At 62.3% G+C, this 25,984-nt stretch carries 30 protein-coding genes; 17 read left to right on the forward strand and 13 right to left on the reverse strand.

The features are described from left to right. The first annotated feature begins 116 nt into the window (after positions 1-116). The 3 genes from EN851_RS10765 (at position 117) to EN851_RS10775 (ending at position 2,758) form a co-directional block, all read left to right on the forward strand. Positions 117-1,052 carry a ribose-phosphate pyrophosphokinase gene (locus EN851_RS10765; RefSeq protein ID WP_019860650.1) on the forward strand — a complete coding sequence of 312 codons (936 nt, stop codon included), beginning with the start codon at positions 117-119 and terminating at the stop codon, positions 1,050-1,052. A 216-nt stretch (positions 1,053-1,268) separates the two neighbouring features. Then, complete coding sequence (locus tag EN851_RS10770; protein WP_348630724.1) at positions 1,269-1,967, forward strand: HipA family kinase; 699 nt, start codon at positions 1,269-1,271, stop codon at positions 1,965-1,967. Next, positions 1,964-2,758: a DUF3037 domain-containing protein gene (locus EN851_RS10775; RefSeq protein ID WP_135929206.1), complete on the forward strand. Its 795-nt coding sequence runs from the start codon at positions 1,964-1,966 to the stop codon at positions 2,756-2,758. Before EN851_RS10770 ends, EN851_RS10775 begins: the two co-directional genes overlap by 4 nt. Before the next feature lie 412 nt (positions 2,759-3,170). Here the strand turns inward: EN851_RS10775 and EN851_RS10780 are convergent, their stop codons facing one another. Continuing rightward, positions 3,171-4,055: a helix-turn-helix transcriptional regulator gene (locus EN851_RS10780; RefSeq protein WP_135929207.1), complete on the reverse strand. Its 885-nt coding sequence runs from the start codon at positions 4,053-4,055 to the stop codon at positions 3,171-3,173. Positions 4,056-4,194: 139 nt separating this feature from the next. Here EN851_RS10780 and EN851_RS10785 point away from each other — a divergent pair, with 139 nt between their 5' ends. Continuing rightward, positions 4,195-5,436 (forward strand): MFS transporter, encoded by a 1,242-nt coding sequence (locus EN851_RS10785; protein WP_189343780.1) that lies wholly within the window; start codon positions 4,195-4,197, stop codon positions 5,434-5,436. Positions 5,437-5,508: 72 nt separating this feature from the next. Here EN851_RS10785 and EN851_RS10790 read toward each other — a convergent pair whose 3' ends face one another. Beyond that, positions 5,509-6,366 carry an alpha/beta hydrolase gene (locus tag EN851_RS10790; RefSeq protein ID WP_127278809.1) on the reverse strand — a complete coding sequence of 286 codons (858 nt, stop codon included), beginning with the start codon at positions 6,364-6,366 and terminating at the stop codon, positions 5,509-5,511. Positions 6,367-6,519: 153 nt separating this feature from the next. Between EN851_RS10790 and EN851_RS10795 the strand changes: the two genes are divergently transcribed. From EN851_RS10795 to EN851_RS10825, 7 genes are all read left to right on the forward strand, one after another. Continuing rightward, entirely contained in the window at positions 6,520-6,948 is a 429-nt protein-coding gene (locus EN851_RS10795) for a MarR family transcriptional regulator (protein WP_135929208.1), read from the forward strand. A gap of 236 nt (positions 6,949-7,184) precedes the next feature. Further along, entirely contained in the window at positions 7,185-7,826 is a 642-nt protein-coding gene (locus EN851_RS10800; RefSeq protein WP_135867490.1) for a 50S ribosomal protein L25/general stress protein Ctc, read from the forward strand. 23 nt (positions 7,827-7,849) lie between these two features. Continuing rightward, complete coding sequence (gene pth, locus EN851_RS10805) at positions 7,850-8,587, forward strand: aminoacyl-tRNA hydrolase (RefSeq protein WP_127869760.1); 738 nt, start codon at positions 7,850-7,852, stop codon at positions 8,585-8,587. 96 nt (positions 8,588-8,683) lie between these two features. Beyond that, on the forward strand, positions 8,684-9,787 hold the full coding sequence (ychF, locus tag EN851_RS10810; protein ID WP_127276055.1) for a redox-regulated ATPase YchF: 1,104 nt from the start codon (positions 8,684-8,686) through the stop codon (positions 9,785-9,787). A 234-nt stretch (positions 9,788-10,021) separates the two neighbouring features. After that, a complete protein-coding gene (gene corA / locus EN851_RS10815) occupies positions 10,022-10,996 on the forward strand; it encodes a magnesium/cobalt transporter CorA (RefSeq protein ID WP_135929209.1) in 975 nt (324 codons plus the stop codon). Positions 10,997-11,110: 114 nt separating this feature from the next. Next, a complete protein-coding gene (locus EN851_RS10820) occupies positions 11,111-11,581 on the forward strand; it encodes a MaoC family dehydratase (RefSeq protein WP_167531307.1) in 471 nt (156 codons plus the stop codon). Beyond that, a complete protein-coding gene (locus tag EN851_RS10825; RefSeq protein ID WP_127276057.1) occupies positions 11,578-12,036 on the forward strand; it encodes a MaoC family dehydratase in 459 nt (152 codons plus the stop codon). The genes EN851_RS10820 and EN851_RS10825 overlap by 4 nt, the downstream gene beginning before the upstream one ends. A 42-nt stretch (positions 12,037-12,078) precedes the next feature. Here EN851_RS10825 and EN851_RS10830 read toward each other — a convergent pair whose 3' ends face one another. The 5 genes from EN851_RS10830 to petA form a co-directional block, all read right to left on the reverse strand. Next, positions 12,079-12,624, reverse strand: a complete 546-nt coding sequence (locus EN851_RS10830; protein WP_027143364.1) for an adenine phosphoribosyltransferase — start codon at positions 12,622-12,624, stop codon at positions 12,079-12,081. Between the two features lie 214 nt (positions 12,625-12,838). Further along, complete coding sequence (locus EN851_RS10835; protein WP_135929210.1) at positions 12,839-13,534, reverse strand: phosphatase PAP2 family protein; 696 nt, start codon at positions 13,532-13,534, stop codon at positions 12,839-12,841. Between the two features lie 149 nt (positions 13,535-13,683). Then, positions 13,684-14,556 carry a cytochrome c1 gene (locus tag EN851_RS10840; RefSeq protein WP_015316075.1) on the reverse strand — a complete coding sequence of 291 codons (873 nt, stop codon included), beginning with the start codon at positions 14,554-14,556 and terminating at the stop codon, positions 13,684-13,686. Between the two features lie 27 nt (positions 14,557-14,583). Beyond that, positions 14,584-15,885: a cytochrome b N-terminal domain-containing protein gene (locus tag EN851_RS10845; protein WP_127276060.1), complete on the reverse strand. Its 1,302-nt coding sequence runs from the start codon at positions 15,883-15,885 to the stop codon at positions 14,584-14,586. A gap of 16 nt (positions 15,886-15,901) precedes the next feature. Continuing rightward, positions 15,902-16,462, reverse strand: coding sequence for a ubiquinol-cytochrome c reductase iron-sulfur subunit (petA, locus tag EN851_RS10850; protein WP_127276061.1), 561 nt, complete (start codon positions 16,460-16,462; stop codon positions 15,902-15,904). 314 nt (positions 16,463-16,776) lie between these two features. Between petA and EN851_RS10855 the strand changes: the two genes are divergently transcribed. From EN851_RS10855 to EN851_RS37045, 3 genes are all read left to right on the forward strand, one after another. Next, entirely contained in the window at positions 16,777-17,121 is a 345-nt protein-coding gene (locus EN851_RS10855; RefSeq protein WP_127276062.1) for a cupin domain-containing protein, read from the forward strand. A gap of 83 nt (positions 17,122-17,204) precedes the next feature. Beyond that, the gene (locus EN851_RS37040; RefSeq protein ID WP_245520725.1) at positions 17,205-17,738 is read left to right on the forward strand and encodes an alpha/beta hydrolase; all 534 of its coding nucleotides are present in this window, start codon (positions 17,205-17,207) and stop codon (positions 17,736-17,738) included. Continuing rightward, complete coding sequence (locus EN851_RS37045) at positions 17,707-18,087, forward strand: alpha/beta hydrolase (protein WP_245520726.1); 381 nt, start codon at positions 17,707-17,709, stop codon at positions 18,085-18,087. The genes EN851_RS37040 and EN851_RS37045 overlap by 32 nt, the downstream gene beginning before the upstream one ends. Here the strand turns inward: EN851_RS37045 and EN851_RS10865 are convergent. From EN851_RS10865 to EN851_RS10885, 5 genes are all read right to left on the reverse strand, one after another. Next, a complete protein-coding gene (locus tag EN851_RS10865; RefSeq protein ID WP_135881211.1) occupies positions 18,068-18,379 on the reverse strand; it encodes a DUF6665 family protein in 312 nt (103 codons plus the stop codon). The genes EN851_RS37045 and EN851_RS10865 overlap by 20 nt on opposite strands. Before the next feature lies 1 nt (position 18,380). Then, positions 18,381-18,746: a GNAT family N-acetyltransferase gene (locus EN851_RS37050; protein WP_245520727.1), complete on the reverse strand. Its 366-nt coding sequence runs from the start codon at positions 18,744-18,746 to the stop codon at positions 18,381-18,383. Positions 18,747-18,884: 138 nt separating this feature from the next. Beyond that, the gene (locus EN851_RS10875; RefSeq protein WP_135929211.1) at positions 18,885-20,768 is read right to left on the reverse strand and encodes an ABC transporter ATP-binding protein; all 1,884 of its coding nucleotides are present in this window, start codon (positions 20,766-20,768) and stop codon (positions 18,885-18,887) included. A gap of 10 nt (positions 20,769-20,778) precedes the next feature. Then, entirely contained in the window at positions 20,779-22,680 is a 1,902-nt protein-coding gene (locus tag EN851_RS10880; protein ID WP_135881213.1) for an ABC transporter ATP-binding protein, read from the reverse strand. Positions 22,681-22,710: 30 nt separating this feature from the next. Continuing rightward, entirely contained in the window at positions 22,711-23,232 is a 522-nt protein-coding gene (locus tag EN851_RS10885; protein ID WP_189521831.1) for a hypothetical protein, read from the reverse strand. A gap of 283 nt (positions 23,233-23,515) precedes the next feature. Between EN851_RS10885 and EN851_RS10890 the strand changes: the two genes are divergently transcribed. Continuing rightward, positions 23,516-23,974: a tRNA (cytidine(34)-2'-O)-methyltransferase gene (locus EN851_RS10890; RefSeq protein ID WP_127276068.1), complete on the forward strand. Its 459-nt coding sequence runs from the start codon at positions 23,516-23,518 to the stop codon at positions 23,972-23,974. Between the two features lie 129 nt (positions 23,975-24,103). Then, positions 24,104-24,550, forward strand: a complete 447-nt coding sequence (gene soxR / locus EN851_RS10895) for a redox-sensitive transcriptional activator SoxR (protein ID WP_135929212.1) — start codon at positions 24,104-24,106, stop codon at positions 24,548-24,550. On the opposite strand, the gene EN851_RS10900 is transcribed toward soxR, so the two are convergent. Then, positions 24,547-24,804 carry a hypothetical protein gene (locus EN851_RS10900; protein WP_023770299.1) on the reverse strand — a complete coding sequence of 86 codons (258 nt, stop codon included), beginning with the start codon at positions 24,802-24,804 and terminating at the stop codon, positions 24,547-24,549. The genes soxR and EN851_RS10900 overlap by 4 nt on opposite strands. 132 nt (positions 24,805-24,936) lie before the next feature. Here EN851_RS10900 and hemF point away from each other — a divergent pair, with 132 nt between their 5' ends. Further along, positions 24,937-25,851: an oxygen-dependent coproporphyrinogen oxidase gene (gene hemF, locus EN851_RS10905; protein ID WP_127276070.1), complete on the forward strand. Its 915-nt coding sequence runs from the start codon at positions 24,937-24,939 to the stop codon at positions 25,849-25,851. The last annotated feature ends 133 nt before the right edge of the window (positions 25,852-25,984 follow it).

Raw genomic sequence — 25,984 nt, forward strand, 5'->3', positions numbered from 1 at the left:
TTAGCCGGCGGATTCGCGATCACGGCGCTTGCAATAGCCGCGCGGGCCGCTAAAAGCCCGGTTAAAAGGCGCAGGAGAGTCTGTTGGGGCTCTCCTTCCTCCACCAGGAACGGTGCATGAAACTCTTCGCAGGCAATTCCAACAGGGTGCTGGCCGAAGCGGTCGCTCGCTATCTCAACATCCCGCTGGGCAAGGCCAGTGTCAGGCGCTTCGCCGACCAGGAAATCTTCGTCGAAATCCAGGAGAATGTGCGCGGCGAGGATGTCTTCATCCTGCAGTCGACCTCGTTCCCGACCAACGATCACCTGATGGAACTGCTCATCATGATCGACGCCTTCATGCGCTCCTCGGCCAAACGCATCACGGCGGTTATCCCCTATTTCGGCTATGCCAGGCAGGACCGCCGCGCTTCCGGGCGCACGCCGATCTCGGCCAAGCTGGTCGCCAACATGATCACACGCGCCGGTGTCGACCGGGTTTTGACGCTGGATCTCCATGCCGGCCAGATCCAGGGTTTCTTCGACATTCCGACCGACAATCTGTTCTCGGTGCCGGTGATGGCCCGCGACGTGAAGGCGAAATACAAGCAGCTCGGCAATGTCGTGGTGGTGTCGCCCGATATTGGCGGCGTGGTGCGCGCCCGCGCGCTGGCCAAGCGCTTCGACGCACAGCTCGCCATCGTCGACAAGCGCCGCGAGCGTCCGGGCGAATCGGAAGTCATGAACATCATCGGCGCGGTCGCCGGCAAGGATTGCCTTTTGATCGACGATATCGTCGATTCCGGCGGCACGCTGTGCAATGCCGCCGATGCGCTGCTCGCCAACGGCGCCACCAGCGTCACCGCCTACATCACCCACGGCGTGCTGTCGGGCGGCGCGGTTGCCCGCATCAGCGGCTCGAAGCTGCAGGAACTGGTGATCACCGATTCCATCCAGCCGACGCAAGGCGTGCTCGACGCGCCCAACATCCGCGTCATCTCGATCGCCGACCTGATGGGCGAAGCGATCTCGCGCACGGCGACCGAAGAATCGGTGTCGAGCCTGTTCGACTAGAGTTTTTGCCGCATATTGCACTTCGCGTACCCAACACTCGATTCCATTCGCGATGCGATGTATGCAATCCGAATTGGGATTGGGTGGGGCATCATGGCTCTTGCATGTGGGGCGGTATGTCAGCCGGCTGAGGTGCGCCGGGAAATAGAGTCGTTCGGTTCAAGCACCAGCCCGATCCGAGTGGATACAGATTCAGGCGAGGGATTTCTCAAATCTATGGGAAATCCGATGGGCTCCGCGATACTCGTGTCGGAATTGGTCTCCGGAGAATTGGCCTCTTGGATTGGCCTCCAGGTGCCGCCATTCGCGATAGTCCACCACTGTCAAATAGACCTAATCATGGAAAGAAATGGGGCGCATATGGCACCGCCCATGTTCTTTTCGCGCGCGGTTGACGGAACCCCGCACGACGGAGGAGACACCTTTTTGTCTCGTCTCCGGGAACCTGGCGACGTGGCGTTGCTCGTTATTTTCGACACGTGGGTCCGCAATTGGGACCGGTTTTTTGATGGAGAAGACAACGCCGACAACCTGCTGTACGTGAAGGCTGAGGGGCGTCGTAAATATGATCTTGTCCCGATCGATCATTCTAGCTGCTTTATCGGGAACGACGTCGATTTTCCAACGGGTCCAGCCCCTGAGGCATGGGTCCTAGATCCGAATGTCTATGGTAAGTTTCCGGCCTTCGATCCATATATCGACGCAAAGTCCGTTAAACGCGCGGTCGAGCGACTGTCTCAATTAAAGCGCGATTTCGTGATTGAAGTCGTTAATTCTATTCCTGCAGAATGGGGCTTCGGTCCCAATGCTGCGCTCTCGCTGGTCGATTTGATTTGTGGGCGCGCGGAATATGTGGTGAACACGATCTCAGGGCGATTGGTGGATGAACCGGAAATCCCGGGGTTGGTAAAATGATCCGAGAGTCTCAAGGCTATTTTTCACTCGTTCAATACTCAGAATTCCCCGAGCGGGCTGAGTTTGTGAACATTGGCGTCATCGTGTTCGCCCACGGCTCGGTTTTTGTGAAATTTAGCCATCGCCCGCGCCGCGCAGAGCAGGCGTTCAAGATCCATCTTGGAAACCATTTTCAGCACCTGAAAGAATCGATGGAAGATCGATTGAGGCATGAGTTTGGTAGCGGCTGGGACAGGGAAAAAATCGAGAAATTTGTGGCGCTTAGGTCAGGGAAGGTTCGCCTGTCTCCGGTTCGATCTGTGTTGGTTAAAGACCCAGAGCAACTTGTCAGCGAACTGTTCGAAAAATTGGTTGGAGAGGTTCCGAGTTCTCCGCGTGGCCAAAGACTGTCGACAAAACTGGCGCAAGCTTTTCGCTCCAATGGAGTTGAGGACTTCCTCGTGAAGCCCGACCCGGTTCACCTTTCTGGAGGCGTAAAGATCGAGGTTCCGTTTGCATATCAGAATGGAGCCTTCAATCTGATTGACGCTGTGTCGCTTGCCGGCGACCCGGACAAGGCACTCAACCGTGCCAGTCCGCATATGATAGAAGGCGAACTTCTTTACCAAGAAACAGCCCTTGATCGGCCCGCCCGCTTAGTAGTGGTCGGAGACGATGCACAGGCGCAGGAGGCGGATTTCATAAATATGATTGCCGAGCAAATGAACCGCCACCATGTCCGGTTCTATACCCTAAATGAGATCGAGCCGTTGGTTACGGACATTCGCCAGAACTATGTTCTCCATCGCTAATCCCACGTTCGGCGTCTTGCAATTTTGTTGATTGCAGTTTCGAACGCTTTCCCTCTTTCATCTACCTCAAGCTCCTGAGCGGTTTGCATGAACCGCTTGGGTTGCTCCTTCTGATTAAGCTTTCCGCCTTTTTGCTGGGTGGCTTTAGGGCGGTATCTGGACGGTCTCCAGACGCCATAGGGTGCCTCACCTTTGTCGACGACCCATCGAGGATGCAACCGGCGCCTCGCCCTTTTGGCAGTAAAGGGCTTCCGGCACCCGGTAGCACTTGTAGGTGCCAATCCGGGACTCTTGCCTTCCATCCTCAATATGCGCTCGGAGCCGCGGCAATGCGGGCAACGGGACCATTCGGCCAAATCTTGGCTTCAGGGAAATCGCGTCTCCTGAAATTGCTCTAGATCGGCACCTCCCGTTACGGTGCCGTGCTTTCCAGTCGAACCTGGCCGGTCAGGCGACGAGTAACTTCGACGCTTTCGCGCGCGCCGCGCATATAGCCGCGCGGCGAGGAGCCGAGCATGCGCTTGAACATGGTGATGAAGGCCGGCACGCTGTCATAGCCGAGATCGAGCGCCACCCTGGTGATCGGCTCGCCATCGGCGAGCCTCGGCAAGGCCGCGAACAGGCAGGCCTGCTGGCGCCACGTCGACAGCGACAGGCCGGTCTGGCGCTGGAAGGCGCGCGTGAAGGAGCGCCGGCTCATGCCGACAGTATCGGCCCATTCGTCGATCGTCGCGTGCGGCGAGGGTGCGGCGACGAAACGCCTGCAGAGCGCCGCCAGTTTGGGATCGGACGGAAACGGCAGGCCGAGCGGCCGCTCCGGCAATTGCGGGATCTCGTGCAGGAGCAGGTTCATGATCAGGCCGCCGCGTCCCTCCAGTTCGCCGCCTTGCGGCAGCTTCTCGGATTCCACGATCAGGCTGTGCATCAGGTCGGTGATGCCGACGACGCGCATGCCCTCCGGCAGGCCCGGGATCGCCTGCGGCATGACATAGACCGAGCGCATCGACACATCGCCCAGCATCTCGACGGAATGTTCGATACCGGCCGGAATCCACATCGCATGGTCGGGCGGCACCATCCAGCGCCCATGCCGCGTCGTTACCAGCACGACGCCGACCAGCGCATGCAGCAACTGGCTGCGGCTGTGGTGGTGGTGCGGCACGCGATAGCCGTCCGGATATTCCGTCGGCAACACCACCGCCGGCCCGACCGCCTGCTCGAGCCACTGCCAACGCAGCCCGTGCAATTGCCCGAGATCGGTGTGGCCGGCGCCGAAAATCTCCCTGGCTTTTGGCATTCGGTATGGCCCACTTGCGAAACTATTGGACCAAACCACGAAAGAAGTCGCTTGGCAACCGGACTATAAGGCTGCCTGCGGGAAGCGCCCGCCACGTCGCCTGCGGGAACAACCCGCCAAAAAGACTACGGAGCCTATCTTGACCGATACGACAGCCACCAGCGTCGCGCCGCCTGCGACCGCCAGTCACGCTTCAGCCCAGGCGACGGCCTTCACCGTCATCCTGGCGGTGAGCCTGTGCCACTGCATCAACGACATCATGCAGTCGCTGCTATCGGCCATTTATCCGCTTCTGAAAGACAATTACGGCCTCGACTTCTGGCAGATCGGCCTGTTGACCTTCACCTTCCAGGTGACGGCATCGCTACTGCAGCCGATCATCGGCGCGGTCACCGACAAGCGGCCGATGCCTTATTCGCTGCCCTGGGGCATGGCGTCCTCGCTGATCGGCCTGGTCGTGCTGGCCTATGCCGGGCACTACTACCTGCTGCTGATCGGCGCCTCGCTGATCGGCATCGGTTCGGCGATCTTCCATCCGGAATCCTCGCGCATCGCCCGCTTCGCTTCCGGCGGCCGGTTCGGCCTGGCGCAGTCGCTGTTCCAGGTCGGCGGCAATTTCGGCCAGTCCATGGGCCCGTTGCTCGCCGCCTTCATCGTCGTGCCCTTCGGCCAGACCAGCATCGCCTGGTTCGCCGTCGGCTCGCTGATCGGCATCGTCATCCTGTGGCAGGTCGGCGGCTGGTACAGCCGTCTGCGCGCCGCGCAAGGCAATCGCAAGACGGCAAGCTTCGTCTCGCCCTTCCCGCGCCGCAAAGTTATGTGGGCCTTGGCGGTGCTGACCTTGCTGGTGCTGACCAAGAACGCCTACATCGCCAGCCTCGCCAGCTACTACACCTTCTACTCCATCCATAAGTTCGGCGTTTCGGTGCAGATGTCGCAGGTCATGCTGTTCCTCTTCCTTGGCTCCTCGGCGCTGGGCATCCTGCTCGGCGGTCCGTTCGGCGACCGCTATGGACAAAAGGCGATGATCTGGTTCTCGATCGTCGGCGTGCTGCCCTTCACGCTGGCGCTCCCTTACGCCAACCTGGAATGGACGATGGTGCTGACCGTGCTGATCGGCCTCATCCTGTCGTCGGCCTTCTCCAACATCGTCGTCTTCGCGCAGGAACTGGTGCCGGGCCGCGTCGGCACGATCGCCGGCATCTTCTTCGGCTTCGCCTTCGGCGTCGGCGGCATCGCGGCCGCGGTGCTTGGCGTCGTCGCCGACATGAAGGGCATCGATTTCGTCTTCCAGATCTGCTCCTACCTGCCGTTCCTGGGGCTGCTGACGGTGTTCCTGCCCAACATGAAGCAAGCCCGCAAGGCGCAAGCGGCCGCTTAAATCATCCGGGCTGTGTCCAGGCAAAGGCACCCGCCATATCGCGGGTGCCTTTTTCGTTCAGGCGGGAAGGTTTCAGGCCTTGAAGAAGGCCAGCAGGTCGGCGTTGATGACTGCGGCGTGGGTCGTGGCCATGCCGTGCGGGAAACCCTTGTAGACCTTGAGCTCGCCCTTCTTGAGCAGCTTGATGGTCAACAGCGCCGAGTCGGCGATCGGAACGATCTGGTCGTCATCGCCATGCATGACCAGCACCGGCACGTCGATCTTCTTGAGGTCCTCGGTGAAGTCGGTCTCCGAGAAGGCCTTGATGCAATCATAGTGCGCCTTGGTGCCGCCCATCATGCCCTGGCGGTACCAGTTGTCGATGACACCTTGCGAAACCTCGGCGCCTGGACGGTTGAAACCGTAGAACGGCCCAGTGGGAACGTCCACGTAAAGCTGGGCGCGGTTGGCGGCGACGCCGGAGCGGAAGCCGTCGAACACCTCGATGGGAAGGCCGCCGGGATTGGCCGGCGTCTTGAGCATGATCGGCGGCACCGCGCCGAGCAACGCTGCCTTGGCGACGCGTCCGCCCGCTCCATACTGGGCGACATAGCGCGCCACTTCGCCGCCGCCGGTCGAATGGCCGACATGGATGGCATCCTTGAGGTCGAGATGCGCGGCAAGTTCAGCCACGTCGGCGGCGTAGGTGTCCATCTCGTTGCCGACATCTGTTTGGGTCGAGCGGCCGTGGCCGCGGCGGTCATGGGCGATGACGCGGTAGCCCTGTGCCAGGAAGAAGAGCATCTGGGCGTCCCAGTCGTCGCTGCTCAACGGCCAGCCGTGATGGAAGACGATAGGCTGACCGGTTCCCCAGTCCTTGTAATAGATCTGCGTGCCGTCCTTGGTGGTGATCGTGCCGCTGCCTGAGCCTGATTTGGTCTGCGAGGTCATCTCAATCTCCGTTGAATTTAGTGTCGCGATAAACAATATCGCGATACCGGTATCGCTAACGCAGCTTGATCCCCGTGTCCACAAAAAATATATATCGCGATATCATTTCTCGTGGTACATACTTGAGGCGCTTAATCGGCAAAGGACTGCGTCGTGCCTCTCCCGTTGGACAATCAGCTCTGTTTCACGCTCTACGCCACCAGCATGGCGATCAACCGCACCTACAAGCCGATGCTGGACGAGATGGGCATCACCTATCCGCAATATCTCGTGCTCAACGCGTTGGACGAAGCCGACGGCATGTCGGTCGGCGCGATCGCGCACAGGCTCGCTCTGGAATCGAGCACTGTCACGCCGCTGGTCAAGCGTATGGAACAGGCTGGCCTGGTGACCCGCCAGCGCAATCAGGCCGACGAGCGCCAGGTACAGGTCGACCTGACATCCGCCGGCCGCAAGCTGCTCGTCCAGTGCAACTGCCTGAACGAGACCCTGATCGAGCGCTCGGGCATGACGCTGGCCGAACTCGACGCCCTGAACCGGCAGGTCCAGGCACTGCGCGATGCGTTGAGCGGCGACCGGTAGCGACGGCTCTTCGGCCGCCGCTTGCACCTGGGACCACCTTCCGCTATAGAGCCGCCACCCGCGTAGACACCCTTGGAGGCAACGCGGCGGAAGGCTGCCTTCCCCTTGTGATCCCGAACAAAGATCCGCTCGCTGCGGTTTCCGGCATTCGGACATCGAGGTCCGGCGGCTTTCGACGTTTACGGCCTGGCACATCGCCAACCGTAGGCGCTCCATAACACGCGAAAGGAAAAGCCATGAGCCACGATACTTACGAGCTCAAGGCCGAAGCGCGCGAACAGGTCGGTAAGGGGTCCGCCCGAGCAGTTCGCCGCAACGGTAAAGTGCCTGCAGTAATTTACGGTGACAAGCAGCCTCCCCTGGCGATCGCGCTCACCTACAAGGACATCTTCTACAAGATCCATGGCGGCGGGTTCCTGACCACGGTCGCCACGATCGATGTCGACGGCAAGAAGATCCAGGTCCTGCCGAAGGACTTCCAGCTCGACCCGGTCAAGGACTTCCCGATGCATGTGGATTTCCTGCGCATCGGCAAGGACACGGAAGTCAATGTCGACGTGCCTGTCCACTTCATCAATGAAGACAAGTCGCCCGGCATCAAGCGCGGCGGCGTGCTCAACATCGTGCGTCACGAGGTCGAGTTCCACTGCCCGGCCAATGCGATCCCGGAATTCATCACCGTCGATCTCACCGGCGCCGACATCGGCGATTCGATCCATATCTCGGCGGTCAAGCTGCCGGCTGGCGTCAAGCCGGTCATCTCCGATCGCGACTTCACCATCGCGACCATTGCCGGTTCGGCGGCGATGAAGCCGGAGACTGAAGAGACGGCTGAGGTTGCGGCCCCCGAAGCGGCTCCTGCCGCCGAAGAGAAGTAACTCTTTCACGCCCGGAGCAGACGATGCCAGGGAAGACGGCGCTTGTCTTTGCAGGCCTCGGCAATCCGGGCGCGAAATATGCTGAAAACCGGCACAATGTCGGCTTCATGGCGGCGGACGCTATCGCCCGCCGCCATTCCTTTTCGCCCTGGTCGAAGAAGTTCCAGGGCCTGATCGCCGAGGGCACGCTCGGCGGTGAAAAGATCATCCTGATCAAGCCGCAAACCTTCATGAACCTGTCCGGCCAGTCGGTCGGCGAAGCGCTGCGCTTCTACAAGCTCGACCTTTCCGCCCTCACCGTCTTCTATGACGAGATCGATCTTGCCGAAGGCAAGCTGCGCATCAAGACCGGCGGCGGTGCCGGCGGCCACAACGGCATCCGCTCGATCGATGGCCATGTCGGCAACGCCTATCGCCGCGTGCGCATCGGCGTCGGCCATCCCGGCGTCAAGGAAATGGTCCAGCATCATGTGCTCGGCGATTTCGCCAAGGCCGACCGCGACTGGCTCGACCCGTTGCTCGACGCGATCGCCGACAACGCTGCCATGATCGTCAAGGGCGACGAATCCGGCTTCATGAACAAGGCCGCCCTTGCCGTACAGGGCAAGGCGGGCGCCGAACCGGAAAAGCCGGCGCAAAAACAGGCTCCGAAACAGCAAAGCCATGTCCGCCAGGCCCGCCCCCAGCAGGCGCCCGCCAAGTTGCCCGAGACCGGCCCGATGGCGGCGATGCTGAAGAAACTGTTCGGCAACAAGGACTGAGCCGCGGGACCATCGGCGTTACAGGGCTTGACGTTCCCAACCCCTATCGCCCATAGCCCTCATCAAATTTCGCTTTTCCCGATAGGACCGGACAAAATGGGTTTCAAATGCGGCATCGTTGGCTTGCCCAATGTCGGCAAGTCGACGCTCTTCAACGCGCTGACGAGGACGGCCGCCGCACAGGCCGCCAACTATCCGTTCTGCACCATCGAACCGAACACCGGCGAGGTGGCGGTGCCGGACCCGCGCCTGCAGAAGATCGCCGCGATCGGCAAGTCGAAGGAGATCATCCCGACTCGCATCTCCTTCGTCGATATTGCCGGCCTGGTGCGCGGCGCCTCCAAGGGCGAAGGGCTGGGGAACCAGTTCCTCGCCAACATCCGCGAGGTCGACGCCATCGTCCACGTGCTGCGCTGCTTCGAGGATGACGACATCACCCATGTCGAGGGCCGCATCGACCCCGTCGCCGACGCCGAGACGGTCGAGACCGAGCTGATGCTTGCCGACCTCGACAGCCTCGAGCGCCGCATCGTGCAATTCCGCAAGCGCGCCGGCAGCAAGGACAAGGAAGCCACCGCCGTGCTGCCGATGATGGAGGCAGCGCTCGAGTTGCTGCAAGCCGGCAAGCCGACCCGCATCCTGCTCAAGGGTATTTCGGCCGAAGATTTGCGCATCCTGCAGGGGCTGAACCTACTCACCTCGCATCCCGTGCTCTATGTCTGCAACGTCGCCGAGGCCGATGCCGCGACCGGCAACGAGCACACAAAGGCTGTGGAGAAAATGGCCGCCGCGCAGGGCGCCGGCACCGTAGTGATCTCGGCGGCGATCGAGGCGGAAGTCGCCCAGCTTTCCGACGAGGAGGAAATGGAATTCCTATCCTCGCTCGGCCTCGACGAGCCCGGCCTGAACAAGGTGATCCGCGCCGGCTACGACCTGTTGCACCTCATCACCTATTTTACCGTTGGGCCGAAGGAGACGCGCGCCTGGACCGTGCACAAGGGCGACAAGGCCCCTCAGGCGGCTGGCGTCATCCACACCGATTTCGAGCGCGGCTTCATCCGCGCCCAGACCATCGCCTACAACGACTTTGTCACGCTGGGCGGGGAAGTGGCGGCCAAGGAAGCCGGCAAGGCGCGCGATGAAGGCAAGGAATATGTCGTCCAGGACGGCGACATCATGCTGTTCAAGTTCAACACGTGACCCTCCTGCCCAGTCGACAATGTCTGGGCGGAAGTAGAGCCGACGAAGCTTTCGTACCACCGGCTCCTCGACGAATTTTTCTGAGTGGCCGATGCCAGCCGGCCCTGCTCGGCTTGTCTTGATTTTGTCATGCCGCGGGTCTAAGCGGCAGCCACACGGTCGGCGTGCGACGAAAAACCGTGCAATCCGACACGATGCGTAACCTCAACGCGGCTCTGGCAGGGAGATTCGGCGATGATCAAGGCCTTCGTCGTCGACAATGATCGCCTGCGCCTCACCGACGACCTGCTGGTCAATGGCGACAAGGTCGTCTGGGCCGATCTCGTCAATCCGACCAAGGAGGAAGAGGCCACCATCGAAAGCTGGCTCGGCATCGCCATCCCGACCCGCGAGGAGATGGAGGAGATCGAGATTTCAAGCCGCCTCTATATCGAGGACGGCGCCTACTTCATGACCGCCACCTTGCCCGCGCAGACCGAGGTCGACGATCCCCTGATGTCGCCGGTCACCTTCGTGCTCGCCGGCGCCAGGCTGATCACCGTACGCTATCACGAACCGAAGGCGTTCAAGACCTTCCCGCTGCGCGCCGAGAAGGTGGCGACCGGCTGCAGCAGCGGCGACACCATCCTGATCGGCCTGCTGGAGGCGATCGTCGACCGCCTCGCCGACATCCTCGAGCGCGCCGGCCGCGATGTCGAAGTGATTTCGCGCGACATCTTCGAGGCGCGCTCGACCAAGGTGTCGAAGCGCAACCGCGACTTCCAGGAACTGCTGAAGGCCATCGGCCGCAAGGAGGACATCGCCTCCTCCATCCGCGACAGCCTGATCTCGCTGCAGCGGCTGGCGGGTTTCCTCGCCCATGTCGCGACTCTGACCAAGATGAGCAAGGACGTCCGCGCCCGCATCAAGACCCTGTCGCGCGACGTGCTGTCGCTTGCCGACCACGCCACCTTCCTGTCGCAGAAGATCTCCTTCCTGCTCGACGCCACGCTCGGTATGATCTCGATCGAGCAGAACGCCATCATCAAGATCTTCTCCGTCGCCGCCGTCATCTTCCTGCCGCCGACACTCGTCGCCTCGATCTACGGCATGAATTTCGATGTCATCCCCGAGCTGAAGTGGGAGTTCGGCTATCCCTTCGCCATTGCCATGATGGTGATCTCGGCGATCCTGCCTTTCTGGTATTTCCGCCGCCGCGGCTGGCTCTGAACACCCGCTGCCTGGGCCTGGCTCACCAGAAAGGGCTTGACCAAACCGCCCGCGGCCTGCATCCGGGTTTTCCGATCCAAAGGGATCGCACATTCTACAACCGGATTGCTGACCATGACCGGAAAGACATGGGCGTATGAGGACTTCGTCGAGGGGGCCTCGTTCGACCTAGGCGCGAAAAAAGTAAGCGCGGCCGAGATCATCGAGTTCGCCAGCGAGTTCGACGCTCAGCCGATGCATCTCGACGAGGAGGCCGGCAAGGCCAGCATCCTCGGTGGCCTCTCGGCCTCGGGCTGGCACACCTGCGCCATGTTCATGCGCATGCTGTGCGATGCCTTCCTGCTGGATTCCACCTGCCAGGGCGCGCCCGGCGTCGATCAGGTCAAATGGAAGAAGCCGGTGCTCGCCGGCGATACGCTGCGGGGCAACCTGGTGGTTCTCGCCAGGCGCCTGTCGAAATCGAAGCCGCAACTCGGCTTCGTGACCATGCGCAGCGAACTGGTCAACCAGCGCGGCGAAAGTGTCTTCGAGCTCGAGAACTCCATCATGTTCCTGACGCGCGATGCCGCTGGGAGCCTGTCATGACATTGGACGAATTCTTCCGCATCGGCACCACGGTGACGCTGGGCTCGCACACATTCGAGCCCGAGGCGATCAAGGCGTTCGCCCGCAAATACGACCCTCAGATCTTCCATATCGACGAGGAGGCGGCGAGGAAGAGCGTGCTTGGCGGGCTCTGCGCCTCCGGCTGGCACACCGCGGCCACCTGGATGAAGCTTAATCTGGAAACCCGCCTGGACGCCGAAGGCTGGGACGGCCCGGTGCCCGAATTCGGCCCCTCGCCCGGATTCAAGAACCTGAAATGGCTAAAGCCCGTCCATGCCGGGCAAACCATCACCTTCGCACGCACGGCGCTTTCCCACCGCCCCATAGCGTCCCGTCCCGGCTGGCGGTTGCTGGCGCTGCTCTGCGAGGCCTCCGATTCGACCGGCGCCAAGGTGCTGGAATTCGAGAGCGCCGTGCTGGTGAAGGTGGAATGAGGTGTCTTTCCCTTCTCCCACAAGGGGAGAAGGGAAAAATGCTCAATGCCCCTCGAACCCGATCAGCGTCCTCACCGGCACGCCGAGCGCTTCGAGCTTGGCGCGTCCGCCCAGATCCGGCAGGTCGATGACGAAGCAGGCGGCGAGGATGTCGGCGCCGATCTGGCGCAGCAGCTTGACCGCCGCTTCCGCCGTGCCGCCGGTGGCGATCAGGTCGTCGACCAGGATGACCTTCTCGCCGGGCGCGACGCCGTCCTTGTGCATCTCCATCTCATCCAGCCCATATTCCAGGCTGTAGGCGACGCGCACGGTCTCGTAAGGCAGCTTGCCCTTCTTGCGGATCGGCACGAAGCCGGCCGAGAGCTGGTGGGCTACGGCGCCGCCAAGGATGAAACCGCGCGCCTCGATGCCGGCGATCTTGTCGATCTTCTGCCCGGCATAGGGGTGCACCAGCTCGTCGATGGCGCGGCGGAAGGCGCGTGCGTTGCCGAGCAGCGTGGTGATGTCGCGAAACAGGATGCCGGGCCTGGGATAGTCCGGGATGGTTCGGATCGAAGCCAGCAGCGTGTCTTCGAGAGAGGATTTCATGAAGCGGCTCCGGGTGATCCAGCTGACAGAAGCAAAACGGCGCGGGGCCGATCGTAACCCGGCGCCACCGACAACGGCTAGCGCGATGCGACGGTCGAGACAAGCACATCCGGCAAAGGATGTGGCAGCAAACGCAGTCGATCTCTTTGCCGTGGCGACACGAAAAAGGGGCGCCCGAAGGCGCCCCGCTCGGACAAATGGCTACCGGCCAGTCCTACATGCCGAGATCGGAGCGAAGCTCCGCCCTGGCCACTTCGTACTCGGCCGTGAACTCGTCGCGGTTGAGCAGGACCGCGGCGATGACGCTGCCGGAAATCTTGCCCATCTCGACATCGGACGGAAAGTGAATGCCGCCGACAATTCGGTTGTGGGCGAACTCGGCCGCGCGCGCCATGATCTGGGCGCGCTTTTCCGGAACCATGTCGGACAAGATGATGCCCATCATCGTGCCGACGGTGGCATGGCCGGACGGCCAGGAACCGGAGCTCGAGAGCTTGACCACCGGCTTGACGAGATCGCTGAGCTGGTGCGGACGCGGACGCTTCCAGACGTCCTTGGCCGGATCGACGACGGCGCCTTCGGTCTCCACCACACGATCGAAGAAGGCGCTGAATTTCGGCAGCTTGTCCTTGTTGAAATTCGGCCCCATGACATCGGCGAAACGCCAGACGTTTTCCTCGGCATCGGCGATGGCGCGGGCTTCCATTTCGGGTGTGCGCGTGACTTGCATGGTCAGCACCTCGCCAAGCTCGGCCTTGGTCTCGGCCGAATCATTGGCCGGGGGCGGCGGCAGGATCATCGTCAGGTCGACATCCTTGTTGGTGATGAAGGGTTTTGCGTCTTCGGCGCGGGCCGCGGAACCAACGACGAGCAGCAGCAGGCCTGCCGCAAGCGATGCGTATCTTTTCATGGGCGTGATCCTTTGATGAGAGCACCGCAGGATCGCGATGTGCGATGACGGCCATGTGACACCGCCGAGGCGTGGCCTGAGCTATCCACCCCAAAAGCAGAAAAGGGCACCTCGCGGCGCCCCTTTTGAATTCCAGACTATGGCATCGCTTAGTGGGCGACGGCTTCCCACACCTTACGCTTGGTCAGGTAGACAAGGGCGCCGAACAGAAGCAGGAACACCAGCACGCGGAAGCCCATCTTCTTGCGGTCTTCCATGTGTGGCTCGGCCGCCCATGTCAGGAAGGCAGCCACGTCGCGGGAATACTGGTCGATCGTCTGCGGCGAGCCGTCGTCATAGGTCACCTGGCCGTCGGAGAGCGGCTTGGGCATCTTCAGCGACACGCCGGACATGAAGTACGGATTGTAGTGGGTGCCTTCCGGGATGACCATGCCGGCGGGCGGCGTCTGGTCGTAGCCTGTCAGCAGCGAATGGATGTAGTCAGGACCACCCGCATCATACTGGGTGAAGATGTCGAAGACGAACTGCGGGAAGCCGCGCTCGACGCCGCGCGCCTTGGCCAGCAGGGACATGTCGGGCGGCGCCGCGCCGCCATTGGACGCAGCGGCGGCTTCCTCATTGGCGAAGGGCGCCGGGAAATGGTCGGACGGCTTGCCGGGACGGTCGAACATGTCACCGGCATCGTTGGGGCCGTCGTGGATGGTGTATTCTGCTGACAGCGTCTTGATCTGCGCGTCGCTATAGCCGAGGTCCGACAGCGTGCGGAACGCCACCAGGTTCATCGAATGACAGGCCGAGCAGACTTCCTTGTAGACCTTCAGGCCGCGCTGCAGCTGCGCCTTGTCATAGGTGCCGAACGGGCCGGTGAAGCTCCAGCTCATTTCCTTCGGCTCGTTGATCGGGAAATGCGTGGGTGCCGCCGCGTTGTGCGCTTCTTCGGCCGCGAACGCCCAAGTGCCTGCAACCCCAGTGCCGGCGGCCACAAGGCCGACCAGCGCCAGCGAGGTGAGAATCTTCTTCATGCCAAATCCCCTTAGATTCTCTACCGCTCAGCCCTTGGTCTCGGGTGCTGCCGTGGCGCCCGCCGGATGTCCGCCGCCACCCTTGTTCTTTTCGAGCACCGCCTCGGTGATCGAGTTCGGCAGCCTGCGCGGAGTCTCGATCAAGCCGAGCACGGGCAGCGCGACCAGGAAGAAGGCGAAGTAGAACAGCGTCGCCATCTGCGCCATGAACACATAGCTACCTTCCGCCGGCTGCGAGCCCAGCCAGCCCAGCAGGATGGCATCGGCCACGAACAGCCAGAAGAACAGCTTGTACCAGGGCCGGTAGACCGCCGAGCGCACCTTGGAAGTGTCGAGCCACGGCACCAGGAACAGCATGACGATGGCGCCGAACATGCACAGCACGCCGCCGAGCTTGGAATTGATCGGCCCGATGTTGAAGGTGATGGCGCGCAGGATCGCGTAGAACGGCAGGAAGTACCATTCCGGCACGATATGGGCCGGCGTCTTCAGCGGGTTGGCGACCGTGTAGTTGTCCGGATGGCCGAGATAGTTCGGCAGGTAGAAGACGAAGTAGGCGAAGACGAACAGGAACACGATCATGCCGAACGCGTCCTTGATGGTCGCGTAGGGTGTGAAGGCGACGGTATCGGTCTTCGACTTGACCTCGATGCCGGTCGGGTTCGACTGGCCGACGACATGCAGCGCCCAGACGTGCAGCACGACGACGCCGGCAATCATGAACGGCAGCAGGTAATGCAGCGCGAAGAAGCGGTTGAGCGTCGGATTGTCGACGGCGAAGCCGCCGAGCAGCAGTTGCTGGATCCAGTCGCCGACCAGCGGGATGGCGCTGAAGAAGCCGGTGATGACGGTAGCGCCCCAGAAGCTCATCTGCCCCCATGGCAGCACATAGCCCATGAAGCCCGTCGCCATCATCAGGAGATAGATGATGCAGCCCAGGATCCACAGCAGTTCGCGAGGCGCCTTGTAGGAGCCGTAATAGAGACCGCGGAAGATGTGCAGGTAGACGGCGATGAAGAAGAACGAGGCGCCGTTGGCGTGCATGTAACGCAGGAGCCATCCGGAATTCACGTCGCGCATGATCTTCTCGACAGAACCGAAGGCGAGATTGGTGTCGGCCGTATAGTGCATGGCCAGGACGATGCCGGTCAGGATCTGCGCCACCAGCATGATCGCCAGTATGCCGCCGAAAGTCCACATATAGTTCAGGTTGCGCGGCACCGGATAGGCGATGAAGCTGTCATAGACCATCCTGGGCAGCGGCATGCGGGCGTCGAACCAGCGTTCGATACCGGTCTTCGGCGTATAGGTCGAGTGTCCCTCGCTCATCGAAATATCCCCTGCCTCAACCGATAAGGAGTTTGGTATCGGAAATGAACTTGAATACCGGAATCGCCATGTTCTCCGGTGCCGGGCCTTTGCGGATGCGGCCGGCAGTGTCGTATTGCGAGCCATGGCACGGGCAGAACCAGCCGCCGAAATCGCCTTCCTGGCCGAGCGGAATGCAGCCCAGATGGGTGCAGACCTGAACCATAACCATCCAGGCTTCCTTGCCGGGCGTGGTGCGGTTGGCGTCAGTCGCCGGCGCATCGGATGGCAAATTGGCGTTGCGGGCGATCGGATCCTTGAGATCGGAGAGGCTGACGGCCTCGCCGTCCTTCATTTCCTTCTCGGTGCGGTTGCGCACCACGACCGGCTTGCCGCGCCACTTGACGATCAGCGAGCTGCCGGGCGTCAGCGAGGAGACATCGACCTCGACCGAAGCGAGCGCCAGCGTCGAGGCGTCGGGGCGCATCTGGTCGATGAACGGCCAGGCGACGGCACCGGCGCCGACCACAGCGGCCATGCCGGTGGCGACGTAGAGAAAATCTCGACGGTTGGGATCGTGGATGTCGGTTGCGCTCACGGGTGCCTGATCCTTTCGCCTCTTCCGCGCCGGTGGCTGAGCCTTGTTCCCCGCTCAATCACGCCAACCCGACAGCGCATGGCGAACAGGCTAGCGAATTCCTCCGGCATTTGGACTTCGGTTTATGCGTGAAGCCCGTTTTTGTCCAGACGGGTCAAGGCACAAGGGCAGATTGTCGCGGGGACAAAATCCGCTGTCGCGCGGCAAGGCGGCGAATGGCCGCAAAAGGCGGCTAAACAACCGGGAAACAACCGCAAATCCGGCATCGTTGTTTGCCTCGACATAGGCTGCCCGAGTGATCTATTTTCCCTGCCATGGTGCATGTCATCGATCGCGAGGAATGGTCTGTTCGTTCCAACCACTGGAAGGGCGAACTGCAAGGCGGCGTCTACGGCTCCAACTCCTGCCTGATCTTCAATTACTTGCCCGATGTCGGGGGCGGCCCGCGGCTGCACGCTCATCCCTATGCGGAGATCTTCATCATTCGCGAGGGAACCGGCCTGTTCACGGTCGGCGACCAGGAGATCGAGGCCTCGGCGGGGCAGATCGTCATCGTGCCGCCGCACACGCCGCACAAATTCACCAATCTCGGTCCAGGTCCGCTGGAAACGACCGACATCCACGAAAACGGTAGCTTCATCACGGAATGGCTGGAGTAATTCCTGCATAGCCCTGGCGGCGTCCCGGTTGGCGCCTAGATCAACGGCATAGGCGCCAACCAGAGAGCCGCCAGAGCCAGGATATGCAAACCTCGACCATCGAAATCGAAGGGCTGAGCATTGCGACCCGCGAGGCAGGCCCCGCTGGTGCGCCGGCTTTCCTTCTGCTGCACGGATGGCCGCAAAGCTCCTACGCCTTCGAGCGGGTGATCGGCCGGTTGGCGGCCGACTACCGGGTCGTCGCCCCTGACCTGCCCTGCATCGGCGGCTCGCAAGGCGTACCCGAGGCTGGTGACAAGAGAACCTTGGCGAGGCTGATGAGAGGCGTCGCAGAGACTTGCGGGCTGCGCCAGCTCGTGGCCGCCGGCCACGATGTCGGCGGCCAGATCGTATTTGCCTTGTTGAGCGACCATCCTGAGATTCTTTCCGGCGCGGCGATCATGGATGTCGTCATTCCGGGCGTCGCTCCGTGGGAGAAGGTCATTCGCAATCCGCAAATCTGGCATTTCGCCTTTCACGCTATTCCAGCCTTGCCGGAAACGCTGGTCAGGCCATCAGAGCGCTTATTTCGACTTCTTCTTCAATGTGCTTTCGAAGGATCGAGCCTCGATCCCTGACGACGCCAGGGAAATCTACGCCAAGGCCTATTCCCGGCCGGAAAGCCTCCAGGCGGGGTTCGACTGGTATCGTGCCTTTCCGGAGGATGCCAAGGCCAATGCCGCGCGGCCCGCGAAGCCGATTGCGGTTCCGGTGCTGTATCTGAGGGGTGCGGCCGAGTCCGGCGACATCGGCGACTATGTCGATGGCCTGCGCGCGGCCGGGCTCTCAAATGTCGAGGGCGACATCATAGCCGACAGCGGACACTTCGTTGCCGATGAAAATCCCGAAGCGCTTGCCGCCCGCCTGGCGCGTTTCCACAGGGAAATCAGCGCGGCAAGTTCCAACTCTACATGGCGCCAAGCCTGACCAGCACGGCTTTGGGGATGTTGTATTCGCGGATGACGGCGTCGTGCTTTCGAAAGCCGCACAATTCGCGCTGGATGAAATAGGCGTGAACGGCCGCGGCAGCCTCCTTGAGAAGCAAGGGACGCATGTCCTCGTCGGCATTGCTGGTTAGCCGGGCCAGCGTCTCCTCGACCTTTTGACCGGCGCGGCCAAGTGCCGCCGCCTTCTCGGCGAGGATTTCATGGCCAAGCGCGTCAAACGCCGCTTCGGCGGCCGACGCGCCGGCAAGATGAGATGGCGGACGCAAGGACATTTCAGTTCCCTTTCCCGAACACCATGCGGTGGGTGACGAATTCTTCGCCTTCCACGCGCTGAAAGCCAAGCCGTTCATAAAAACCGAAGGCTTCCGGCGGCGCGCGGGTGTTCAACACGGAGAAATATTGGCCGGCCCGATCGATCACGGTCTCGACCAGCATGCGGCCGAGGCCGTTGCGGCGGTGGCGTGCGCTGACGAACAGGTGCCGGACCCGGCCCTGGTCCCTGCCCTCGAAATAGGGATCGATGTTCAGCCCGCACACGCCGGCGAGTTCCCGGCCATGCCATATCCCAAACAGTCCCTCCCCTCGCTTCAGGAACTTGTTGCGGCCACTTGCCCAGCCGTCGCCCAGGCGTACCAGCATCCAGTAGCCTTCCGGCTCTCGTCCTTCAACGCGTCGAAGGCCGCCACGGTTGGTCGCAAACGCTTGAGCGCGTAGCCGACCCCTGGGCCGAGCTCTGGCCCGATCTCCGGGCTGACCTCTGGCGATCCAGCCATGCGCCTACTCCGCCGGCCGCGTCTCTTCGAGCACGCTTTCCTCGTGATAAAGGAAGCCGCCGGACTGGCGCTTCCACAGCCGGGCATAGAGCCCATCGAGCGCCACCAGCTCGTCATGCGTGCCTTGCTCGACGATGCGGCCGCCGTCGAGCACCACCAGGCGATCAAGAGCCGCGATCGTCGACAGCCGGTGCGCGATGGCGATCACGGTCTTGTTCTCCATCAGCCGCGTCAGATTCTCCTGGATCGCCGCCTCGATGTCGGAATCGAGCGCCGACGTCGCCTCGTCGAGGATCAGGATCGGCGCGTCCTTGAGGAAGACGCGGGCGATCGCCACGCGCTGGCGCTGGCCGCCCGACAGCTTGACGCCGCGTTCGCCGACAAAGGCTTCGTAGCCCTGGCGATCCCTGTTGTCGCGCAAGCTCAGAATGAATTCGTGGGCCTCGGCCTTCTTGGCCGCCGCGATCACCTCCGCGTCGGTCGTATCGGGCATGCCGAGCTTGATGTTGTCGCGCAGCGAGCGATGGAACAGGGCGGTGTCCTGGCTGACGACGCCGATATTGGCGCGCAGCGAATTCTGCGTCACACCGGAGACGTCCTGGCCGTCGATGGTGATCCGGCCGCTTTCGAGGTCGTAGAGGCGCAGGATCAGGTTGGCCAACGTCGTCTTGCCGGCGCCCGATGGCCCGACCAGCCCGACCTTCTCGCCCGGCTTGACGACAAGGTCGACGCCGTTGAGCACGCCAAACCCCTTGCCGTAATGGAACTCGACATTCTTCACGTCGATGCGTCCGCCCGTGACGACCAGCTCTTTCGCGTCCAGTGCATCGGTGAGCCCCAGCGGCTGCGAGATCAACGCCTTCGAGTTCTCCAGCACGCCGAGGTTTCGCAAGATACTGTTCATCTGCATCATCAGCCGGCCGAGCAGCATGTTGAGGCGCAGCACCAGCGACAGCGTGAAGGCGACGGCGCCGACGGTGATCGAGCCCTCGACCCAGAGATAGACGGCAAAGCAGCCGATCGCCGTGATCATGATGCCCGACAGCGTCGTCAGCGCCATGCGCACGCCGGTCAACCGGCGGGTGAAGGGGCGCAATGCGTCGAGATAGATGTCGAAGCCGTTCCTGATGTAGCGGTCGTCGCCGTCCGCCGCGAAAAGTTTCAGCGTCTGCACGTTGGAGTAGGAATCGACGATGCGGCCATTGATCATCGAGCCCGCCTCGGCCGTCGCTTCGGCGTGCTTGCGGATTGCCGGCAGATAGCGCCTGGCCAGAAAGCCGAAAGCGGTGATCCAGATCACCACCAATGCCGCCAGCCTGAGATCGAGTCCTGCGACCAGTGCCAGCGTCGTCACCGTATAGACGATCATGAACCAGACGACCTCGATGAAGCTTTCCATCAGGTCGCCGGTCGCCTGCCCCGCCTGCCAGACTTTCGTCGCGATCCGGCCGGCGAAATCGTTCTGGAAGAAGGCGTAGGACTGGCGCGAGACGTGCCGGTGCGCCTGCCAGCGCACCAGATTGTAGAAGCCGGGCGTGATCGTCTGCTCGTCGACCAGCGCCGAGAGGGCCACGACCATTGTGCGGAGGACCAGCACCACCGCCACCATGAACATCAGTTCGGGGCCGGCGGCGGTCCATAATGCATGCCAGCTCCGCTCGCCGGGCAATTGATCGAGAATATCGACCAGCCGCCCGACGAAATAGAACAGCCCGGCCTCGACCAGCGGCGCGATGCCGCCGACGACCAGCATGGCGAAGAAGGCGAACTTCGCCTGGCCGACATAGTGCCAGAGGAAGCCGGCGACGCTGGCCGGTGGCCGAAGATGCGCCGGCTCCCTGAACGGATAGACCCAGTTTTCGAACCAGCGGTAGACGGCTGTCATCATGCGGCGGCCATCATTCTGCGGCTTGCCCCTTCGCGCCAATGTCGTTGGCGACACTGTCGTTGGCGGCGCCGACCGGACTGTCCTCGAACAGGAATCCACCCGACTGGCGCTGCCAGAGCTGCGCGTAGAGCCCGCCGCCGGCGACCAGTTCCTCGTGCGAACCCTCCTCGATGACGCGGCCCTGGTCCATCACGACGAGCCTGTCCATCGCCGCGATGGTCGACAGCCGGTGCGCGATGGCGATGACGGTCTTGCCCTGCATGAGCTTGTAGAGATTCTCCTGGATGGCGGCTTCCGCCTCGGAATCGAGCGCCGACGTCGCTTCGTCAAGGATAAGAATAGGCGCGTCCTTCAACATAACGCGAGCAATGGCGATGCGTTGCCGCTGGCCGCCGGACAGTTTGACGCCGCGGTCGCCGACATAGGCGTCGAAACCCTTGCGGCCGCTATGGTCCGAAAGCGCCGATATGAAATCCAGCGCCTCGGCCCGCCGTGCCGCCTCGACCAACATCTCATCGCTCGCATCGGGCCGGCCATAAAGGATGTTCTCGCGCACCGAACGATGCAGCAGCGAGGTGTCCTGTGTGACCATGCCGATCTGGGCACGCAGCGAATCCTGCTTCACGCCGGCGATCTCCTGGCCGTCGATCAGGATCCGGCCGGATTCCAGGTCGTAGAAGCGCAGGAGGAGATTGACCAGCGTCGACTTGCCGGCGCCCGAGCGTCCGACAATGCCGACCTTCTCGCCCGGTTTCACCGCCAGCGACAGGTTTTCGATGACGCCCTTCTGCTTGCCGTAGTGGAAGCGGATGTCCTCGAAGCGGATATCGCCTTTTGAAACGTTGATCTCCCTGGCATCCGGCCTGTCCTCGACGAGGCGTGGCAGCGAGATCGAGGCAATGCCGTCCTGCACCGTGCCGATATTCTCGAACAGGCCCGACATTTCCCACATGATCCACTGCGACATGCCCCACATCCGGAGCACCAGGCCGATGACCACGGCGACCGCGCCGATCGTCACAGCTTGCCCCATCCACAGCCACAGCGAGATGGCGGTGACCGAGAACAGCAGAAGCGCGTTCAGTATGTAGAGCGAGCCGAACAGCACCGTCACCAGCCGCATCGACCGGTAGACCGTGTCGAGGAAGCCTATCATGCCTTCCCTGGCGAAGGCGGCCTCGCGGCGCGAATGACTGAACAGCTTGACCGTCTGGATGTTGGTGTAGCTGTCGACGACGCGGCCGGTCATGGTCGAGCGCGCATTGGCCTGCTCCTCGCCGACCTTGCCCAGGCGCGGGATGAAAAAGCGCAGCAACAGGATGTAGCCGACCAGCCAGACCCCGAGCGGCGCGGCCAGCCGCCAGTCGGCCGAACCGACGATCAGCAGCATGCCGAGGAAATAGACGATGACGTAGTTCAGCACGTCGATCACCTTGATGACGCATTCGCGCACGGCGAGCGCCGTCTGCATCAGCTTGGTGGCGATGCGGCCGGCGAATTCGTCCTGGTAGAAGCTCATCGATTGCTTGAGCAGATAGCGATGCACCTGCCAGCGGATGCGCATGGGATAGTTGCCCATCAGCGTCTGCTGGTTGAGCAGCGAATGCAGCCAAACCGTGCCGGGCAGCGCGAACAGCACGATGAACGCCATGCCGGCGAGCTTCCAGCCCTCCGTCTGCAGGAAGGTCTCGCGGTTCTGCCCCGACAGCCAGTCGACGATGCGGCCGAGGAAGCCGAACATCCACACTTCCGCGATGGCGATGGCCGCCACCAGCACCGCATCGACCAGGATGTAGGGCCACGCGCCGCGCGTATAATGCAGGCAGAAGGCAACCAGCGTCTTGGGCGGTTCGACCGGTTCCGCGGCCGGGAACGGATCGAGCCTTCTTTCAAACCAGCTAAACAACAACATTAGGGCATGCCTGTAAAATCTGTTTTCCGCTTACGCGGCTTGGCGACGTACAAAGTCCTCGGATCGCATGGTGTCGAGGGCCGACGCTCCGGAATCATCCGGAGCGTCGGCCCTGCTTCGCGCAATATAGGGGCTCGCCGGCTTTTCGCCGACAGCCACCTTTGTCGATGCTGACGACACGGTGCCACCAGTGCGGTTTTTCGCGCCCGGCCGGATCAGCCGGATGATGCGGCGCACCAGCGACGGTCGGCTCAGGTCGGGAACCGCGTGCGAGAAATCGACATCCGGCAGCATGCCGCGATGCGGACGCCGGCGCACTTCGGCATGAACCGCCGACGAATAGGTTTCGCCGATCAGCAGCGCCCAGGTCGGCAGCCGGTGGATATGCAGGCTCCTCGAGCCCGGTATTCTGTATGGATCGAACATCGGTCCGTCCTCCGTGTTGAAATAGAGATAAAAAGGATGATCGACATCGTGCCGCGGGATCGGCGGCGGATCAGTCGGGACGCGTTGGGACGGGGCCATCGGCCCCTTCGGCAGCTTGAAAAACATCGCAGGATTCCTTCGAAGACCAGGGTATGGTTTCGGCGGAGATCGGTGCGGAAGTGCCTAAAAGATCAGGAGAAACGTCGTACCGAAACCGCCAGGGCGCAAGTAAGCCCACGGGTGGGGCGCTGGATGTGCATGGTCATCATGAATTACCCCTCCTTCGGTTCGGGTTGACAATGCTGGTCGTATACCCGACTTCGCAGAAAATGGCCACCCGCAGGTCCAGGAATTTCCAAAACCAGGAAGCTGCTGTGGCCGATCTGCCACTTATTAGAAGGACGCGAAAGTGAACCGTGGTCTCCGCATCGCGCTCTACCAGCCTGACATAGCCGGCAATACCGGGACAATCCTGCGCTTCGCCGCTTGCCTCGGCCTTGGCGTCGACATCATCGAGCCGGCCGGCTTTCCGCTTTCCGACAGAGCGCTCAAGCGCGCCGGCATGGACTATCTCGAAATGGCCGCCCTGACCCGGCATGTCGACTGGAACGCCTTCGAGGAGTGGCGCAAGGCCCGCGCGGACCGGCTGGTGTTGCTGTCGACCAGGGCTACGGCCCCTTACACCGACTTCAGCTTCACCGACCGCGACATCCTCCTGTTTGGCCGCGAATCCGCGGGCGTGCCGGATCCAGTCCATCAGGCGGCGGATGTTCGGCTGACGATCCCGATGCAGCCCACCGCGCGCAGCCTCAACGTCGCCCTTTCCGTGGCCATGGTGGCGGGCGAAGCCATCCGGCAACTCGGCTAGGGGATCGCCGGCAGCGCGGTCCGCGGTGATTTTTGCCCAGGCGCACATCCGCCTTCTCCTTCGTTTGCACATCCAGGCTTTCTTGGCTACAAGCTCAACTTAACTTGAGGTCAAGGGGAAAGTGCGAAGATGGCGCCGGTAACGGAATTGACGGTCGGCCAAGTGGCCGCGCGCAGCGGCGTGGCGGTGTCGGCGCTGCATTTCTATGAAGCCCGCGGGCTGGTTCGCAGCCACCGCACCTCCGGCAACCAGCGCCGCTACGGCCGCGATGTCCTGCGACGCGTGGCCATAATCCGGATTGCCCAGGAGGTCGGCATCACGCTCGCGGAGATCGGTGTCGCACTTGAATCATTACCTGAAGGCCGCACCCCGACGCGCGAGGATTGGAATCTGCTTTCAACGGCTTGGCGCGATAGCCTCGATCAGAAAATCAGCCAGCTGAAGAAACTGCGCGACGGGCTGAGTGACTGCATCGGTTGCGGCTGCATGTCGATCGACAAATGCCCGCTGAGGAACAAGGGGGATCGGCTTGCCAGGGAGGGAACTGGCGGGAGAAGGCTGTTGGTCGAGCGTTAATCCGCTGCCGGCAGGCGCCTGATCGTGAACTCGATCAGATCGCCCGGGCGCTCGAACCAGCTTTCGATCTCGGTCCAGTAGGCCTGCTTGGGAAAGCGCTCGAACCATTCCTTGGCCTTGAGCCGGGCATCGGAGCGCGGCAGGACGAACGTCTCGCGCAAAAAGCCGTCGCGTGGCATACGCGCGCGCTCGGCCCGGCTTTGGTCGAGCCTTTTCTTCAGGCCATCCAGCGGCGGTCTTGCCGGGGTGCGCACGAAGCAACTCCTTACACCCTAAATCAGACGGGACTTGACCCTGACCCTCAAGAGATTAGGGATCGCGCCGGCAAAAGACGAGTCATTTGTCGGGAATCCCCACAACGGGTGGCCCACAACCGGAGACGGCACTTGGAACGACCCGAAATACCGGCAGGGCTGCCCGCCGACATCGAAGAGAAGAAGATGAAGGCCCGGCTTTGGTTCGAGGCGCTGCGCGAGCGCATCTGCGCCGCTTTCGAGCAGATCGAGCAGGACCTCGGGGGTCCGCTCGCCTCGTGGTCGGCCGGCCGCTTCGAAAAGACGCCGTGGGAACGCGATCAGGGCAAGGGCGGCGGCGGCACCATGTCGATGATGCATGGCCGCGTCTTCGAGAAGGTCGGCGTCCACACTTCGACCGTTTATGGCGAGTTCTCGCCCGAGTTCAGGAAGCAGATGCCCGGCGCCGAGGAAGACCCGCGCTTCTGGGCATCGGGCATTTCGTTGATCGCGCACCCGTGGAATCCCAACGTTCCGGCCGTGCACATGAACACGCGTATGGTCGTCACATCCAGGCAATGGTTCGGCGGCGGCGCCGACCTGACGCCAGTGCTCGACCGCCGCCGCACCCAGGATGATCCCGACACGGCAGCCTTCCACCGCGCCATGCAGTTCGCTTGCGAGAAGAACGCCGACGTCGCCGACTATCCGAAATTCAAGGCCTGGTGCGACGAGTATTTCTTCCTGCCGCACCGCAACGAGCCGCGCGGCACCGGCGGCATCTTCTTCGACTGGCTGCATTCGGGCGAGGAGAAGGGCGGCTGGAACGCCGATTTCAACTTCGTCCAGGATGTCGGGCGTTCGTTCCTCGTCGTCTACGGCCACCTTGTGCGCGCCAACTTCAACGAGAACTGGACCGATGGCGACCGCGATGAACAGCTCATCCGCCGCGGCCGCTACGTCGAATTCAACCTGCTGCACGACCGTGGCACCATTTTCGGGCTGAAGACCGGCGGCAATGTCGCCTCGATCCTGTCCAGCCTGCCACCGGAGGTGCGCTGGCCGTAGACGTCCGGTGACAGGACGGCGCACGCAGCTTTGATGCAACCACGCCGCCCCTCCCGTGTTATAGCTTTCGCCCCGCTTACGTCTGACCATTCGACCGTAAGCCAAAAGTGGCGGAGCCTCGACCGGCTCCATG

Origin of the sequence: Mesorhizobium sp. M8A.F.Ca.ET.208.01.1.1, assembly GCF_004791315.1 — a bacterium.
Lineage (GTDB): Bacteria > Pseudomonadota > Alphaproteobacteria > Rhizobiales > Rhizobiaceae > Mesorhizobium.

What these genes read in the sequence shown, in the direction of transcription:
- EN851_RS10765 (WP_019860650.1), top strand. Translation starts at nt 117, where the DNA reads ATGAAACTCTTCGCAGGCAATTCCAACAGGGTGCTGGCCGAAGCGGTC.
- EN851_RS10770 (WP_348630724.1), top strand. Translation starts at nt 1,269, where the DNA reads ATGGGAAATCCGATGGGCTCCGCGATACTCGTGTCGGAATTGGTCTCC.
- EN851_RS10775 (WP_135929206.1), top strand. Translation starts at nt 1,964, where the DNA reads ATGATCCGAGAGTCTCAAGGCTATTTTTCACTCGTTCAATACTCAGAA.
- EN851_RS10780 (WP_135929207.1), bottom strand. Translation starts at nt 4,055, where the DNA reads ATGCCAAAAGCCAGGGAGATTTTCGGCGCCGGCCACACCGATCTCGGG.
- EN851_RS10790 (WP_127278809.1), bottom strand. Translation starts at nt 6,366, where the DNA reads ATGACCTCGCAGACCAAATCAGGCTCAGGCAGCGGCACGATCACCACC.
- EN851_RS10800 (WP_135867490.1), top strand. Translation starts at nt 7,185, where the DNA reads ATGAGCCACGATACTTACGAGCTCAAGGCCGAAGCGCGCGAACAGGTC.
- pth (WP_127869760.1), top strand. Translation starts at nt 7,850, where the DNA reads ATGCCAGGGAAGACGGCGCTTGTCTTTGCAGGCCTCGGCAATCCGGGC.
- ychF (WP_127276055.1), top strand. Translation starts at nt 8,684, where the DNA reads ATGGGTTTCAAATGCGGCATCGTTGGCTTGCCCAATGTCGGCAAGTCG.
- corA (WP_135929209.1), top strand. Translation starts at nt 10,022, where the DNA reads ATGATCAAGGCCTTCGTCGTCGACAATGATCGCCTGCGCCTCACCGAC.
- EN851_RS10820 (WP_167531307.1), top strand. Translation starts at nt 11,111, where the DNA reads ATGACCGGAAAGACATGGGCGTATGAGGACTTCGTCGAGGGGGCCTCG.
- EN851_RS10825 (WP_127276057.1), top strand. Translation starts at nt 11,578, where the DNA reads ATGACATTGGACGAATTCTTCCGCATCGGCACCACGGTGACGCTGGGC.
- EN851_RS10830 (WP_027143364.1), bottom strand. Translation starts at nt 12,624, where the DNA reads ATGAAATCCTCTCTCGAAGACACGCTGCTGGCTTCGATCCGAACCATC.
- EN851_RS10835 (WP_135929210.1), bottom strand. Translation starts at nt 13,534, where the DNA reads ATGAAAAGATACGCATCGCTTGCGGCAGGCCTGCTGCTGCTCGTCGTT.
- EN851_RS10840 (WP_015316075.1), bottom strand. Translation starts at nt 14,556, where the DNA reads ATGAAGAAGATTCTCACCTCGCTGGCGCTGGTCGGCCTTGTGGCCGCC.
- EN851_RS10845 (WP_127276060.1), bottom strand. Translation starts at nt 15,885, where the DNA reads ATGAGCGAGGGACACTCGACCTATACGCCGAAGACCGGTATCGAACGC.
- EN851_RS10855 (WP_127276062.1), top strand. Translation starts at nt 16,777, where the DNA reads ATGGTGCATGTCATCGATCGCGAGGAATGGTCTGTTCGTTCCAACCAC.
- EN851_RS37040 (WP_245520725.1), top strand. Translation starts at nt 17,205, where the DNA reads ATGCAAACCTCGACCATCGAAATCGAAGGGCTGAGCATTGCGACCCGC.
- EN851_RS10865 (WP_135881211.1), bottom strand. Translation starts at nt 18,379, where the DNA reads ATGTCCTTGCGTCCGCCATCTCATCTTGCCGGCGCGTCGGCCGCCGAA.
- EN851_RS37050 (WP_245520727.1), bottom strand. Translation starts at nt 18,746, where the DNA reads ATGCTGGTACGCCTGGGCGACGGCTGGGCAAGTGGCCGCAACAAGTTC.
- EN851_RS10875 (WP_135929211.1), bottom strand. Translation starts at nt 20,768, where the DNA reads ATGATGACAGCCGTCTACCGCTGGTTCGAAAACTGGGTCTATCCGTTC.
- EN851_RS10880 (WP_135881213.1), bottom strand. Translation starts at nt 22,680, where the DNA reads ATGTTGTTGTTTAGCTGGTTTGAAAGAAGGCTCGATCCGTTCCCGGCC.
- EN851_RS10885 (WP_189521831.1), bottom strand. Translation starts at nt 23,232, where the DNA reads ATGTTTTTCAAGCTGCCGAAGGGGCCGATGGCCCCGTCCCAACGCGTC.
- soxR (WP_135929212.1), top strand. Translation starts at nt 24,104, where the DNA reads ATGGCGCCGGTAACGGAATTGACGGTCGGCCAAGTGGCCGCGCGCAGC.